Origin of the sequence: Fastidiosipila sp., from assembly GCA_012511175.1 — a bacterium.
Taxonomy (GTDB): domain Bacteria; phylum Bacillota; class Clostridia; order Saccharofermentanales; family DTU023; genus UBA4923.
The window spans coordinates 1-14,960 of record JAAZGO010000012.1; the positions used below are offsets into that span (position 1 = coordinate 1).

At 57.3% G+C, this 14,960-nt stretch carries 11 protein-coding genes and 1 pseudogene; 5 read left to right on the forward strand and 7 right to left on the reverse strand.

The genetic code is table 11. The annotated features are described in order from the left end of the window. From GX839_02500 to GX839_02510, 3 genes and pseudogenes are all read right to left on the reverse strand, one after another. On the reverse strand, positions 1-2,502 hold a 2,502-nt coding region (locus tag GX839_02500), incomplete at its 3' end, for an InlB B-repeat-containing protein (protein ID NLB04337.1). Further along, positions 2,397-3,245: a carbohydrate-binding domain-containing protein gene (locus tag GX839_02505; protein ID NLB04338.1), complete on the reverse strand. Its 849-nt coding sequence runs from the start codon at positions 3,243-3,245 to the stop codon at positions 2,397-2,399. The genes GX839_02500 and GX839_02505, both read right to left, overlap by 106 nt. A 1,318-nt stretch (positions 3,246-4,563) precedes the next feature. Then, positions 4,564-4,743 (reverse strand): annotated as a pseudogene (locus GX839_02510) (helix-turn-helix domain-containing protein). Between the two features lie 174 nt (positions 4,744-4,917). Between GX839_02510 and GX839_02515 the strand changes: the two are divergent. The 5 genes from GX839_02515 (at position 4,918) to GX839_02535 (ending at position 11,569) form a co-directional block, all read left to right on the forward strand. Further along, positions 4,918-6,504, forward strand: a complete 1,587-nt coding sequence (locus GX839_02515) for an HlyD family efflux transporter periplasmic adaptor subunit (protein NLB04339.1) — start codon at positions 4,918-4,920, stop codon at positions 6,502-6,504. A gap of 4 nt (positions 6,505-6,508) precedes the next feature. Next, positions 6,509-7,183: an ABC transporter ATP-binding protein gene (locus GX839_02520; protein NLB04340.1), complete on the forward strand. Its 675-nt coding sequence runs from the start codon at positions 6,509-6,511 to the stop codon at positions 7,181-7,183. Beyond that, positions 7,180-8,361: an FtsX-like permease family protein gene (locus GX839_02525; protein NLB04341.1), complete on the forward strand. Its 1,182-nt coding sequence runs from the start codon at positions 7,180-7,182 to the stop codon at positions 8,359-8,361. The genes GX839_02520 and GX839_02525 overlap by 4 nt, the downstream gene beginning before the upstream one ends. A 207-nt stretch (positions 8,362-8,568) precedes the next feature. Continuing rightward, the gene (locus GX839_02530; GenBank protein ID NLB04342.1) at positions 8,569-9,654 is read left to right on the forward strand and encodes an NADP transhydrogenase subunit alpha; all 1,086 of its coding nucleotides are present in this window, start codon (positions 8,569-8,571) and stop codon (positions 9,652-9,654) included. Then, positions 9,647-11,569: a cobalamin-binding protein gene (locus tag GX839_02535; GenBank protein NLB04343.1), complete on the forward strand. Its 1,923-nt coding sequence runs from the start codon at positions 9,647-9,649 to the stop codon at positions 11,567-11,569. Before GX839_02530 ends, GX839_02535 begins: the two co-directional genes overlap by 8 nt. Here GX839_02535 and GX839_02540 read toward each other — a convergent pair. From GX839_02540 to GX839_02555, 4 genes are all read right to left on the reverse strand, one after another. After that, on the reverse strand, positions 11,555-11,782 hold the full coding sequence (locus GX839_02540; GenBank protein ID NLB04344.1) for a heavy-metal-associated domain-containing protein: 228 nt from the start codon (positions 11,780-11,782) through the stop codon (positions 11,555-11,557). The two genes, GX839_02535 and GX839_02540, sit on opposite strands and share 15 nt — an antisense overlap. A gap of 10 nt (positions 11,783-11,792) precedes the next feature. Continuing rightward, positions 11,793-13,646, reverse strand: a complete 1,854-nt coding sequence (locus GX839_02545; GenBank protein NLB04345.1) for a heavy metal translocating P-type ATPase — start codon at positions 13,644-13,646, stop codon at positions 11,793-11,795. Between the two features lie 8 nt (positions 13,647-13,654). Continuing rightward, positions 13,655-13,948, reverse strand: coding sequence for an iron-sulfur cluster repair di-iron protein, ric (locus GX839_02550; protein NLB04346.1), 294 nt, complete (start codon positions 13,946-13,948; stop codon positions 13,655-13,657). 91 nt (positions 13,949-14,039) lie between these two features. Further along, entirely contained in the window at positions 14,040-14,921 is an 882-nt protein-coding gene (locus GX839_02555; protein NLB04347.1) for a 4Fe-4S cluster-binding domain-containing protein, read from the reverse strand. Positions 14,922-14,960: the final 39 nt, after the last annotated feature.

Sequence of the window (14,960 nt, forward strand, 5' to 3'; positions counted from 1 at the left end):
CGTGCCCGACCAGCCGGTGAAAGCATAACCGGTCTTTAGCGGTGGATTCAGTTCAATCTCATCGCTCTCGACAGTGTAGCTTGAGGGGTTGTCGGCGGCCCCCCCGTCCAGTTCATAGACAATTGAGAAGGAAACAGGCTGCCATACAGCGTAAAGCGTGATTGTGTCTCCATCAAGACCGGACAGGTCGATGACACTTTCCTCGTCCAGGAAGCGGACCGGGCCTCCGGCCGTCAAGGACCAGCCGGTAAACAGATAGAAATTCCTGGTAAATCCGTTCTTTGTGAGCTCCTGTGCCTGTCCGACGACATGGACACTGCTGGCGGTCGCGCCCCCCGTGGCACCATTGCCATCGTAGATCACGGTATAAACCGGGATTACCTCTTCAAGGACGGTAACCATGATGCCGGTAGCCAGGGGAATCCCGTAAGGATTGATGACACCCTCCGGCAGGACGAAGCTTCCATAGACATGGAAGGTCTGCGCATCCTTGTCATCGGGATCGTAAGAACAGGAATCCAGGTCCCAGTTGACGGTCGCTTCGACCTGGCTGAACTGAGTGGCCAGGGTCCCCGTTTCGGGAAGGCCCAAAGCTTCAGCCGTTTTGGCCGTGCCGTTGACCAGCCCGGTGATGGGTGTAAAAGAAAAGTGGCCGACCAGGATTTTTTCCGGCTCGCGGACCGAAAGGGTGTAGGTACAAGTATCACTTCCCGCTGCGTTTTTAGCCTGGACGGTGAAAGTGAAATTTCCTCCCGAGACCGGTTTGCCGGCAAGAAGTCCGATTCTCGACAGGCTGAGCCCAGCGGGAAGCGACCCTTCCGTCACCGACCAGCTGATGGGCGGATCGCCTGTCGCCGTCAAAATCTGGCTGTAATCCTCGTTCAAGTCCGCCTCGGGAAGTGTCAGAATGGAGATGGCCGGGGCGATGAGGGGCGCTGCGTAGTCATAGCCGGCCTCACTCGGCCCTGTTGATAGTCCGTCCACATAGTTGACGCCATCGCCAAGGGCCGTGACGGAAAAGTGATAGATGCCGGTGCCCGTTTCCTCGATGGCCGGGAGAAAATCGTATTCGCGCCCTGCAGTGACATCGACCGGACCTCCCTGGGGGTCGCTGTCGCGGTAGAGCTGCAGGCGGTAGGCGGCCGCCCCGTCCACCGGCCCCCAGGACGCCAGGCCCGGAAAGGTCTCGTCCCAGGCCAGCATGGAAGCCATGCCAAGCACGGGCACCTGGTCGGGATCTTTGACTGAGAGGGTGTATAGTCTTTGTGTCGTGCTGTAGTTATTAGTGGCATAAACATAGAAATTTCCGCCCACTGCGCTTGAAGGCAGGCCGGTCAGTATGCCATCCTCGGACATGGAAAAAGAACTCCAAAGGCTGGATGGGGTGACGGGTTCAAAGGTAAAGATGCAAGGCCGCCTGCCGACCGCGGTAAAGGTACAGCTGAAGGGTTGATTTTTGACGGCCTGAACCACCGGGTTGTCGGGACTTGAAATCCAAGGATCGCGGAAATAATTGGCGGGACTTTCGAGAGATACCGGACTGTCATGATAGGTTGCTCCGTCGCCCAGGGCCTGCACCTTGTAAGTGTAATTGGCATCGTTACCCGCATCGTGCAGGGCCTGATCCAGGTCGCAGCTTGCTTCGGATACCCGGATGACTTCACCTTGCTGGACGCCCTCATGGTAGAGCCAAATCTTGTAGCCGGACGCGCCTGCCACCGGATTCCAGACCGCCAGCCAAGGCACATCCTGGCCCCAGGCCAGGCCCTTGGGCGAGGCAAGCTGGATGTAACCCAGCTTCTCCAAGGTACCGGCCGTTTGGTGGTCACCGGTGGTGGTGATTGAGCCCGTATAGGTGCCGTCTGATGTGGCCGCGGCTGTCGTTTCCGTCCCAGACGGCAGATAGAGGCACAAAAGGCCGGAGCTGTCCGTTTTCATTCCGCTGCAGCCGTAGGGGTAGCCCGCGTCCTGCTGGAGGGCGGGCACACCGGTTTGAGCCGTCAAGCCCAGAAGGGTGACCCGGGTCAGATAGACCGGTTGATTGCCCTTGTCCGGGCCGTTGGTGGGGTTGGACTTATTGCCCGCGTAGTTGTTTCCGGTTCCGATGTCCTGTCCGCCGCCGCTACCCTGAGCTTTGATGCTGCCGCCCGTAATGATGACGCAGCAGTTGCTGCGATCCCTGCCGCAGCCAATTCCCGCGCCTCCTGATCCGCCGCTTGATAAAACGGTACCGCCCGTGATCCGGATCTGGCCGGAATCGCCCGAGTAGCCGCCGCCGATGCCCGCGGCATCCTGGCTGCCCGTGGCGGTCACCGTACCGCCGCTGATGGTGATCTGGTCGCCGCTGCCGTTTCGGCCACCGCCGATGCCGGCGCCGCCGCCCTTGCCGCTTGCCGTCACCCCGCCCCCGCTGATAAGGATGGGGCCCACAGGCGTGCCGGAGCTGACGCCGACATAGGCGCCGCCGATGCCCGCGCCGTGATCCCCGCCCGTGGCGGCCACCGTGCCGCCGCTGATGGTAATTTGGGAAGCAGAGCCCCGCTCCCAGGTATGGTTATGACGCCCGGGCCGATGCCCGGACAATAGGTACCGCCATAGGCGGTGACGATACCGCCGCTGATGGTGACCGGACCGCAGTTAAGGGCGGCGCTCGAGCCGCCGATGCCCGCACCATGCAGGGTGCTTGACGCCTCAATGGTTCCGCCCTTGATATGGATGGCACCGCTGCCGCTGTCGTAAGTCTCGTTGATATCGTCGAAGCCCCCGCCGATCCCCGCACCCGGCCCGGTCGCTTTCAGCGATCCGCTCCCCTCGATGATCAGGGTCGATGCCGACAGGCAGGTGATCCCCGCCCCAAGGTTGTTTGAAAAACTGTTGGTCGTGCCCGCCGCCAGGATCAACCTGACATGGGATGGATTGGCCATGTAAAAGGAGCTTCTGTCCCGGGCGCTGATGTTTACACCATTGAGGGCAATTTCGATGGGGTTGGACTGGCTTCCGCCGTCAACAATAATATTGTCCTGCGTGGTGGTGACGCCGGTTTTCATGGAAACGGTGTAACTGCCTGCGGCCGAAAATTTGAGTGTGTGGCTGCTGCTGTCGTAAGCATAGCCGGAGGTGCTGTCTGTTGTGACGACAAAATCGCCAACCGTTTGTGAATCCGCCCGGGCCGGCCGGGGTATCAGGGCGATGCCCAGCGCCGCCACAAACAATAAGCAAACCATGCGTTTCGCTTTCATACTCATGAATCTGCCACCTTTCCCGGCCTGCTTTCAAGCCGATTGTTATCCGTGTCTTTGGACGAAAGGGCCGCTTGGGAATGATCTGCGATCAAAGGTGTATCTGTCTTCATTCGAAGACCGGCGGATTTTTCGAAACAGAAACATTCGGATGCTGCAATCAGTTATCTATTTCCATGGTAGGGGCAAATCCGCCCTTGCGGAAGTGACTTTCTGGCATCAAAAAGTCACGATTTCCAGGTCAGACAGGCGGGAAACCGGAAGAAAAATGAAGACTTGGCCGCAATCCGCCAGATCGGCAAAATCGAATTTTCTATTTCAGCATCAGTACATGGGCGGCCAGTTCATCCCGGTTGGAGATGCCGAGTTTTTCGTAAATTTCCAACATGATGTTTTTCAACCTGCCAAGAGAAATGTTGAATTGTCCGGCGATGACGGCGTAGGGAATACGGCGGGCAACCAGCTGGGCCAGGTGGTATTCCCGCAACGAAAGAATGGTGGTGATGTGGTCCTCGGTGAACTGGTTATGGAAGGAGATCCAATGCTTGACCGTCTCCTGCCACTGGGCGGTCACGGTATCCAGGTACTGAGGGAACTCCAGGTTCAGGGCCTGTTCGATCAGGCCGCCAAAATCTGAAAGATGCTCGGCGAAAGGTGTGATGAAACCATGCGGCAGGGTGATGCGCATGGTATTAAGGAGCAGGTGGCCAGCCTTGTCTGAATGTCCCAGGCAGTGGCAGGAAAGCGCGCAGATCAACTGCAGGTAAATTTCCGGAAAGCTGATCCCCTTCCCCCGCAGGCCGAAGGCCAGGACTGATTGGGCAACGGCCAGGGCCGCTGCGTACTGGCCGATATAGAGCAAATATTTGGCACGCATATAGAGCAAAAAAGAAGGGTTCATCTGGATCGGAAAGGCCTGGAAGTCGCCTTCCCGAAGCCAATCCGGGACCAAACCGGGGGCCGCGACGGCAACGGCCAGGCTGGTCAGCGCCAATTCCGCGACCAGGGCCAGTTCACTTCCCAGGTATGCCTCCCTGTAATGGATCAAGCTGGCCTCCAGTTCCCTGTAGGCGGAGTAATCCCCCAAACTGACCAGGGCGGCGATTCCAACCAAAGACGCCCGCAATCGGGCGGCCGGGTCCCCTTCGGTTGCCTGGTAACAGCCATAAGCCGTGACAAAGTCACCCCTCAGGTAGGCGATTTCTGCCTTGTACTGCAGGGCGGCTCTTTCGTCTTTTACCCGGCCGAGAATGGAATCGGGATCATTCCCCGGCATAGGCAGTGAAGTTGCTTCAATCAGGCGGATTAAATCGGAAGACAGCGCCTGATTCGTAAGGTCTCTTCTTCTGCGGGGATCGGAAGGTTTTTCAGCGTTTGCCGGGATCATCCAGGCAGGCCCGTATTTTTTGGCACCGGGAACCCGGCCTTTCGATAAAAGGCGTTGAACCTGTCTCAAAGAGACTTGCCACTTCTCAGCTGCTTCCTTGCTTGAAATGTAGTCCATGTTCCTGGTTCCTTCACCTGGGTAGGGGAATTAATTCTAGTCGTTTTGGCGACCTGTTGCAATGGTCCTGCCCTGTTTCGCCGCTCAAAATTAGTTTTCCCGGAATTCATCTCAAGGCCATCTTTATAGGCTATCCTTTAACATGTTTCAGTAGGGACATTGGAAGGAAAGATCATGAGCCAAGACAAAGTGAAATTACCGGCAAAAAGACGAAAATGGTGGCCCTGGGTCCTTGTGGTCCTCCTGGCCGCCTTGGTGACCGCGGTCGCGGTTATTCCGCCAAGACGCCAAGTTCCCGGGGCCAATATCCGCCAGGCCACTCTCGAAAGAGGAAGCCTGACGGTGACGGTGATCGGCACGGGACAACTGGGCTACGATGAGTCATCGGAAATTGAGGTTCCGGCGGGTCTTCTGGTCGATCATATTTACTTTGATGCCGGCGATCAGGCAGCCCGTGGCGATCTGATGGCCACCTTTGATTCCCTGTCTATCCGGCTTGCCATCGACCGGGTCCTGTCAGAGATTGATAACCTTGACCTGGCCATCGCCCGGACGCCGGCCGATACCAGGGTCGTCCGCTCCGTGCAGGCGGGCCGTGTCAAGGCTATCTACATCGATAAAAACGATGAGGCTGCCACAGCTTACGAGAAGCATGGGGCGGCCCTCCTCCTGTCACTGGATGGCCGGATGGCGGTGACCTTTGAAAGTCCGGCTGAGCTGGAAAGGGATGACAAGCTCGAGATTCTTTTATCCGACGGTAGAAGCAGGGAAGGGACAGTTGAAAAGAGAGACAGGGGTGTGTATTCCGTCACCTTGACCGATGACGGCCCGGAGCCGGGCGAACGGGTCACGGTCAGGACGAAAGAGGGTGAAGAGCTTGGACAGGGTGATCTTTACGTCCACCGCCCGCTCGCCATCATTGCGACTGAAGGAAAAGTCAAGCAAATTCACGTTTCCAATAACCAGAAGATTTCCGCCGGCAAGGCCCTTTTCACCTTGGAGGACCTGCCTGCCGGCCCGGCCTATGACCAATTGTTTGCCGACCGGGAGGAATGGGAGAAAAAACTCCGCGAGCTTCTGGAATTGGAAAAAACAGGTGAACTGCGGGCACCTTTTGATCTCTTTGTATTAGATACCCGCCTCAAAGAGGGTGAGAAGACGGGTGAAAAGGCGGATATGGCCAATCGCCTGCAGGAAGCGGAGTCAGTTTTCCCCGCTTTCACGGTGGCACCGACCGGCCGCTTCGCCCTGTCCATCAATATTGATGAGCTCGATGTCCTCTCGGTCAGGAAAGGCCAGCAGGCAGCCATCACCTTTGACGCCATCGAGAACCAGGTCTTTGTGGGAACCATCGACCGTGTGGCAGCCGCCGCCATTGAGGCGGGAGGAATTGCCAAATACCCGGCCAGGATCCTGATCGAAGCCGATCAGCGGATGCGTCCCGGCATGAGTGTGACGGCCACCATTACCGTTGATGAAAAGAAAGACATTTTGCTTCTTCCTGTTACCGCCCTCCAGGAAAGCGGCGGCCGCATTTTTGTCTACACGGCAAAAGATGAGAAAAGCGGCAGCCTCACAGGTGAGGTAGATCTTGAAACGGGCCTTTCCGACGGCGACAGGGTTGAGATTACCGGGGGTCTGAGGGAAGGTGAGACCGTCTTCTACAAGGTAACAACCACGGACAACCTCTTTCCCTTCAGTCCGCCGGGTCACCGGACGGGGAGAAACAGCCAGGCCGGTGAAGGGACAGCCGATGAATAAACTCATGATCGAACTTCATGACGTATCCAAGATCTACCAGGTTGGCGGTCAGGAGGTCCGGGCGCTTGACCAGGCCTCGCTGACGGTCCGGGAAGGGGAATTCGTCAGTATTGTCGGTCCCTCGGGCAGCGGCAAAACCACCATGATGAATATCATCGGCTGTCTGGATGTGGCGGACAGTGGCCAATACATCCTGGACGGCCTGCCCATTGACCGCTATTCCGACCGGGAACTGGCCGCAATCCGCAATCGCAAGATCGGATTTGTTTTCCAGGGGTTCAACCTGCTTTCCAGGCTGACTGCGGAGGCCAATGTGGAGTTGCCGCTGATTTATCAGCGGCTGGCCATGGGTGACCGCAAAAAGCTGGTCAATGAAGCCTTGCAGCGCGTCGACCTTTATGACAGACGCAAACACAAACCTCAAGAGCTGTCCGGCGGCCAGCAGCAGCGGGTTGCCATTGCCCGGGCCCTGGTGACCAGGCCCTCCCTCCTGCTGGCTGACGAACCGACAGGCAACCTTGACTCCAAGACAGGTGCCGAGATCATTGAATTATTCCATGAGCTGCACCAGTCAGGCAATACCATCCTGCTGATCACCCACAATCCCGATATCGCAAAAACAGCAAGCCGCATGGTACATATTTTTGACGGCAAGGTCTACGAGGAGGCAAGGGCATGATCTTCCAATCCATCCGCATGGCCTTTGACTCGATTACAGCCAACAAGATCCGTTCTTTTCTCACCATGCTGGGCATCATCATCGGGGTCATTGCCCTGGTCGTGCTGGTGTCCCTGGTCAGCAGCGCCTCCGACTCGGTCACGGAACAGGTCTCAACCCTGGGGACCGACCTTTTAACTACCATGGTCTTCGATGACAAGGGGCATCCACTGAAGCTGGCTGATCTTGACCAGCTCAAGTCCAACCCGGCCATCGGCCAGGCTGCCCCCCTGGTTCAAACCCTGGTTACCGCCCGGCACGGTTACACGGAGGAGCCGGCAACCCTCTATGGGACACTGCCTTCCTATGGGGAGATCCATCACTGGCAGATGCGGCAGGGCCGGTTTTTGAAGACAAGCGACATAGATAACAGTTCCTACGTCGTCGTGCTCAGCCTTGAGGCGGCGGACAAGTTTTTTGGCCAGTCCGATCCCCTGAATGAAACCATGATGTTGAATGGCAGGCCATTCACGGTCGTGGGAGTCTTGGAGGAAGACACTTCCCTCATGAGCGTCATGACGACTTCTGTCAAGATCTACACGCCCTTCACGGTGCTGACCCGCATGTCCGGCGTGCGCGGGGGTATCTCCAATTTCATTGTCACGCCTTCCAACCCCAGAAGCATGGACGAGGCGGAGGAAGCCCTGACTTCCTTTTTGATGCGGCGCCTCAAGGAGGATGACAGTGCCTTTTTCATCTTCAACCAGTCCAACCTGATGAGCGTGGTCGGAACGGTGACCGACATGCTGTCCTATTTGCTGGGCGGCATTGCCGCCATTTCCCTCCTGGTCGGCGGCATCGGCATCATGAACATCATGCTGGTTTCAGTGACGGAACGGACCAAAGAGATCGGCATCCGCAAAGCTGTCGGCGCCGCCAGAGGCAGCATCCTCTTCCAGTTCCTGATCGAGGCCCTGGTGATCAGCCTCATGGGCTGCGCCATCGGTATTGTCTTATCCTTTGGCCTGCTCCGGGTTGCAACGCTGATTGCCGGGGGACTTATTGCTTTCCGTCTTTCGCTTGGGATCGTTTTAATCGCCATGGGCTTTGCGGTCATCATCGGCGTTCTTTTCGGCATTTATCCTGCCTACAAGGCAGCCGGCAAACACCCCATCGAAGCCCTCAGATACGAAGGATAGTTCGCTCCCCAGCCGATTTTTGGGAAACCATTCAATTATTTGCTATAATATGAACCTGACGTAATTGTTTAACAGCCGCTCCACAGGCGAACCGGGGGCATGCGCACCGCATTTGCCCAGGTTTTTTAGCAATCTGACAAACTGATCCATCACTTTGATTCTTGCGGCCCGGGGGCGGTGCATCTTTTGCGAACAGGGGGAGTCCCTATGAGAGTTACTGTCGTCGGGGCGGGTAATTCCGGCTTGGCCATGGCTGCGCATGTTAGCTTGGGCGGCCATCAGGTCACTTTATGGAACCGGACCCGATCATCCATCGAAAGACTGATTGATCACCCGGTCATTCATTGTGACGGTGTCATCAGCGGGCACATTCCCATCCATCGGGCAACCAGCGATATCTCCATTGCCCTGGAGGATCCCGACCTGATTCTGATCACAACACCTGCCTACGCGCATCGGGATCTGGCAGATCTGATCGCCAGGAACATCAGCAGGGAAACACTGATTCTTCTGAACCCTGGAAGGACTTTCGGCGCCCTGGAGTTCCGGATGATCTACGAGAAGGCCAATCCAAAACTCCCCCAGACCATCGCCGAGGCACAGACCATCATCTACACCTGCCGCAGGACCGGGGCTGACACAGTCCACATAGTCGCCTTGAAATCCGATGTACTCCTTTCTACTTTCAAAGCCAGTGACAATGCGGCCGTTATCGCCAGGCTCCCGGCCTGCATCAGGGATTTTTTCATCCCGGCCCGTTCAATGATCGAGACGTCGATCGGCAATGTGGGCATGATCCTGCACTGCGCACCGTTGCTTTTAAATGCGGGCTGGACGGAAAACGAAACAAATATCTACAAGTACTATTACGACGGAATCACGCCGACCATCAGCGGGCTTCTCGAAAAACTGGACCATGAGCGCATCGGTGTCTCGCGGGCGCTCGATCATCGGGTTGAAACAACCAGGGAATGGTTGAAGCGGACCTACCACATCACGGGCGAAACCCTTTATGAATGTCTTCAAAATAATGAAGCCTACAAGAAAATTGATGCCCCCCAGACCCTGCAGCACCGCTACATCCTGGAGGATGTGCCGTGCGGTCTGGTTCCTCTGGAAGCCGTCGGTCTGGCCCACGGGGTCGACATGTCTCACACCAGCCTGATCATCGACCTGGCGTCCAGACTCATGGGAATCGATTTTCGAAAAGGCGGACGCAATTTGGAGAGCCTGGGGCTGGGGAAAGGTAAGCAATGCCTGCATGACCTGATGGAAGAGCTGCCTGATGCATAGGGGGGATGGTCCGGTTTACGGCCTGATCAAGCCCTCTGCCGATGCCCACACCCTGGGAATACACACAGTCGCCGAACTGCTGGGCGAATGCGGCTATCAGGTAGTCCATGCCGGCCAGGAAGCTGCCGGAGCGCTCAGTCTCTGCATGCATGAGGCCAAGCGCCGGCTGGTGATCGACTGGATCGTAAAAAGCAAGATCCGGAGGCTGGGAATCAGCTACCGCCTAGATGAAGAAGATGCCATCCATATGGTGGGTTATCTGGTCGAAGCGCTCAAAGAGCGGCGCCTATTCTCCTTTCAGGGGGGCCCGCTGGACCTGCTTTTTTTTGCCGGCCTGCCCGCAGCCTGTGAAGCCATCCATAATGCCCATGGCGGCCTGGTCGTAACCTTCAAGGGAGGGGAGACGCCGGAAGAGACCCTGGAGAAAATGGGCGTTCCCGCGGATCGCATCCCCCCCGAGCTTCAGGAAAGCAGCCTCTATGACCGGGCCAGGCTTGACTTTGGCAAATGGCTCATTGATTCACAGGGCTACACCGCCCATCCGTTTCCGGATCGGTCCGGCTATCGGGAGTACGGAAGCCGGAGCGATACGCTGACCCGAAGGCTTGACGCCAACCGGGCCCCCCGCTCCGAACCCTTGATCAGGGCGCATGCCGGCCCTTACTCTTCTTTGGTTTCCCGGGAGGAATCCGTTTCGGAATTTATCCGGTGGGCCAAGGAACTGGCGCAGGGAGGTTTTCTGGACATTCTCTCCATCGGCAGCTCCCAGCTGACCCAATCCAATTTTGGCGAGGACTGGGGGGATCAACCGAACGGCGGAGGTGTTCCCGTCAATTCACCGGATGAATACCGGATGATCTACCAGGCGTCAAGGCCGATGCTGGTGAGAACCTACGCCGGCACAAAAAATATCCCCCAACTGGCCCGCATGCACGAAGAAACCATGAACATCTGCTGGCACGCCCTGTCCCTGTGGTGGTTCAATCAGCTGGACGGACGGGGTCCCTATGACCTCTACACCAATCTGCAGCAACACACGGAAACCCTGGACTTTATCGCGGAAACCCGCAAACCTTTCGAAGCCAATGTTCCCCACCATTTCGCCTTCCGGGGGGCAGATGATGTGACTTACATCGTTTCAGGCTACCTGGCAGCCAAACTGGCCAAGCAAAAGGGGATCAGGACCTTCATCCTCCAAACCATGCTGAACACGCCCCGGATGACCTGGGGGATCCGGGACCTGGCCAAGACGCGGGCGCTCCTCAAGATGGTCAAAACCCTGGAAGATCCCGACTTCAGGCTTATCCTCCAGCCCAGGGCCGGCCTCGACTATTTCAAGCCTGATCTCTATGAAGCCAGGATCCAGCTGGCCGCCGTGACCGCCCTCATGGACGACATTGAACCCCGCGATGAATCCAGTCCGCCCCTTGTCCATGTGGTCAGTTACTCCGAGGCCTCACACCTGGCGACACCGGCAATTATCGGGGAGAGTGTCCGGATTTCCCTGTCCGCCCTCAATCAATACCGGGATTTAAGGCGAAAAGGGGATGTTGACGATATGGGGAGGCATGCCGGTGTTGAGGTGCAGGCAGCTGAACTGATCCGGGAGGCCCGCGCGATTGTCCGGGCCATTGAAAACTCGATCCCGGACCCCTACAGCGCGGAAGGTTTTTATACGCTCTTTACAGCCGGTTTTCTGCCCGTTCCCTACCTCTGGGGTGACCGGGAAGAATTCAGACGTGCCAAAGACTGGGTTTCCAAGCCGATCAAAGGGGGGATCCGGCTGGTCGACCCGCAGACTTCATCGGTACTGACCGTGGGTGACCGGATCACCAAGGCGCAAAGCCATCTGGATGAGGCCCGCTACCTTCTGCGCCAGCGGATGGCAGAGAACCCGCCCCTATCTGATCTTTGACTTCACAACTTCGAAGCCGACCCGGTCGATGGCATTTTCAATGTCCCGGAGGGTCACTTGTGTCTCGTCGAAGTCGAGTTTGGCCCGGCTGGAGCTAAATGAGACGGTGACGGATTCTCCTTCAACGCCATCAAGTTGCTTCAAGGCTGCTGCGATCTTTTGGGAACAGGAAGGGCAGATCAGTGTTTCCAACTGGATGATTGCAGATTTCATGCATTCTCCTTCATTTTCTCAGTTTGTAGCCTAACAATCTCATACCGTTTAAGATGACTGCCAGGATGCTGCCTTCGTGAACCAGCATGCCGATGGACATGTTCATCCAGTCACCGAAGAGGACGCTGGCAAGCAGGGCAAAGACGACCCCGACGGCGATGACCATATTCTGCGTCATATTCCGAACCGTCGCCTTGGCCAGCCCCAAGGCGTGGGGCAGCCGGTTGAAATCGGAATTCATCAGAACAACATTGGATGTTTCAATGGCAACCTCCGTGCCGCTTCCCATGGCGATCCCGATCTGGGCCAAGGCCAGGGAGGGGCTGTCGTTGACGCCGTCGCCGACAAAGGCGATGATCTCGCCCCGGTCAATCCTTTCCTTGATGTAGGCCGACTTGTCCTGGGGCAGCATCTTTCCCAGAGCCTTGGTCAAACCCAGCTCCCGGGCAATGACATCGACGGTGCCCTGGTTGTCGCCTGACAGCATGATGAGTTTTTTTACGCCCAGCCGTTTGATCCGTTCGAGGCTTTCCCGGACGCCGGGGCGGACCTGATCCCGGATTCCCATCAGCACCTTCAGCTCGCCGTCCACGGCCGCCAGTACCAGTGAGTTGCCGGCCGCCTCGAGGCGTAAAAGGTCGGTTTGGACCGCCTGGCTCAATTCAACCCCCTCACTTTGCATGAGCGCCGCATTGCCGACCAGCACGACATGTCCTCCAGCTGAGGACACGATACCGCCGCCCTTGACGACGTGGGTGGCGGTCACCTCCGAACGGGGGACCTCACCGATATTTTCCAGGACAGCCTTGGCCAGCGGATGATCGGATTCGGCTTCGATGCTGGCCAGCAAACTAAGAGCCTGGTCGGCCTGATCCCCATAGACGATTTTTTCTGAAACGGACGGATTGCCGGCCGTCAGGGTCCCCGTCTTGTCAAAGACCATCCGGTCGAGCCGGCTGAAATCCCGGATGACCTCGCTCCCTTTCAAAAGGATGCCGTGAGCGGCCCCGTTGCCAATGCCCGCGACGTTTGAGACGGGTACTCCGATCACCAGGGCGCCGGGACAGCCGAGCACCAGGATGGTGATGGCAAGTTCAACATTTTTGGTGAAAAACCAGACCAGGAGGGCCGTCAGCAGGATGGCAGGGGTGTAATACCGGGAGAACCGGTCGATGAAGCGTTCGGCCCGTGACTTGGAGTCCTGAGCCTCCTCGACAAGCTCAATGATCTTGCCGAAGGTCGTATCTTCGCCGACGCGGTCAGCCTCGATCTGCAGGGTGCCATTATCGAGCAGGGTACCGGCGTAGACCAGGGAGTTTTTTTCTTTGGCGGCCGGCATGGACTCACCGGTAATGCTGGCCTCGTTGACACTTCCCTCACCAAACAAAACCCTGCCGTCGACCGGCACGCGGGCGCCCGTCTTCACCAGCAGGACATCGCCGATGTCGACATCGACGATATCGACTTCCACGAAGTTCCCGTCCTCCATCCTCTTCCAGGCAGTATCCGGAGCCATTTCGGTCAGGGCTTTGATGGCGGACCGTGTCTTATTCAAGGTTCGCTGTTCAAGGTAAGCGCCGAAAAGAAAGAGGAAGGTGACCACGGCTGATTCCTCAAAGTTTTGAATGGCAAAGGCACCCGCAACTGCCAGCGTGACCAGCACATCAATACTGACCACCTTGACACGCAGGGACTGCCAGGCCTGGATGGCGATGGGAATCAGGCCCAGGATGGAAGCCATGATCAGGGCGACGTGGGTGAAGAGCACCGGGCCGCCCGTCCACTTGACCACGAAAGCCGCGGCAATCAGGACTCCACTGACAAGGGCAATGCTGTTCTTATTCTTCAGGATGGCCCGTTGGATTTTTCGCATTATTGATCCTGGTCCTGATAGGCCTGGTCCAGCTCAGCCAGCATCTCATAAACGGCTTCGAAGGTTTCGCAGACATCACAAGGCACGTTGTAATTGTTGGTAATGCCCCGCAGAAGCTCAAACTCCCGGGAAAAGTCTTCCTCGCCCTTCCTGGACCTGCCGGCAATATCCTCGAACAGTTTTCGGACACCGTGGAATTCCGGATGCGCGCCGCCGTGAACACGGTCGACGACAGGTACGTAGAGCTCCAGTGTATCCAGATTTTTCTCCAATGCTTCCTGAAATTTCGTCATTGACTGCTCTCCTTTTTTCAACCTCGGAAATACTAGCACAAAAAAAAGGAGAAAGTGGAGCAGGTGATACAGGCAGAAAAGACCGGGCCGCCTATTGCCTCAAAATATGGGTAAATCCGAGCCTGTCCGCGAAGTCAACCACTTGCTGATATTCGCCGGGCAGACGCCGCCGGTTCATTTCAGCCCGGTGGCCGCAGGGGCTGCCCGGCTGCGGTGTGTACTGCTTCATCAGGGACAGGGGCATGTCGAGCGGAACAAAAGAGGCCAGTTCCTCCAGGATCCGCAAGGAATCCTGGCAGTGATCCGGCAGGATCAGGTGACGGATGACAAGCCCCCGCAGGATCAGCCCCCGGCTGTCAAAAACAGGACGGGGCTGCTGGCGGACCATCTCACGGATGGCCAAAAGCGCCAGATCGGCATAGTCCGGCGCCCCGGCAAGGTCTTGAGCCAGCTGGGAGTCGTGAAACTTCATGTCCGCCAGGTAGACATCGACTGTGTCTGCCAGAGAGTCGAGGCTGTCGACGGTTTCATAGGCGCTGCTGTTCCAGATGACCGGAACCGGCCAGCGCTGCCAGGTCACTGTCCGGCGCAGGCTTTCGATGGTACCGGGCAGCCGGTCGGCATAGTGGCTGGGAGTTACCAGGTTGAGGTTGTGGACGCCGAAATCCAGGAGTTTTTCCATCTTGCGAACCAGCTCTTCCGAAGTGATCCGTTGTCCCTGATGCCCGTGGCTGATGGTGTAATTCTGACAAAAACAGCATTTTAGAGAGCAACCGGTGAAAAAGATGGTGCCGGATCCCCGATAGCCGCTGATGCAGCGCTCTTCTCCGAAATGGGGCATGAGGCTGGAGACCCGGTAGTCGGAAAAACCTTCATCAGATCCGCACCAGCCGGGCTGATCCGGTGTGCGGGGGGCACCGCAGCCGCGGGGGCAGAGGTGGCAGATGCATTTGGAACCGATGTCTGGATTCATGCAAGAGTCAGCGAAAAAATGAAAACCACAATGAAGACA

Bases quoted from the DNA above. Each gene is read 5' to 3' on its own strand.
- GX839_02535 (NLB04343.1), top strand. From the start codon at position 9,647: ATGCATAGGGGGGATGGTCCGGTTTACGGCCTGATCAAGCCCTCTGCC.
- GX839_02520 (NLB04340.1), top strand. From the start codon at position 6,509: ATGATCGAACTTCATGACGTATCCAAGATCTACCAGGTTGGCGGTCAG.
- GX839_02515 (NLB04339.1), top strand. From the start codon at position 4,918: ATGAGCCAAGACAAAGTGAAATTACCGGCAAAAAGACGAAAATGGTGG.
- GX839_02525 (NLB04341.1), top strand. From the start codon at position 7,180: ATGATCTTCCAATCCATCCGCATGGCCTTTGACTCGATTACAGCCAAC.
- GX839_02505 (NLB04338.1), bottom strand. From the start codon at position 3,245: ATGAGTATGAAAGCGAAACGCATGGTTTGCTTATTGTTTGTGGCGGCG.
- GX839_02540 (NLB04344.1), bottom strand. From the start codon at position 11,782: ATGAAATCTGCAATCATCCAGTTGGAAACACTGATCTGCCCTTCCTGT.
- GX839_02555 (NLB04347.1), bottom strand. From the start codon at position 14,921: ATGAATCCAGACATCGGTTCCAAATGCATCTGCCACCTCTGCCCCCGC.
- GX839_02550 (NLB04346.1), bottom strand. From the start codon at position 13,948: ATGACGAAATTTCAGGAAGCATTGGAGAAAAATCTGGATACACTGGAG.
- GX839_02530 (NLB04342.1), top strand. From the start codon at position 8,569: ATGAGAGTTACTGTCGTCGGGGCGGGTAATTCCGGCTTGGCCATGGCT.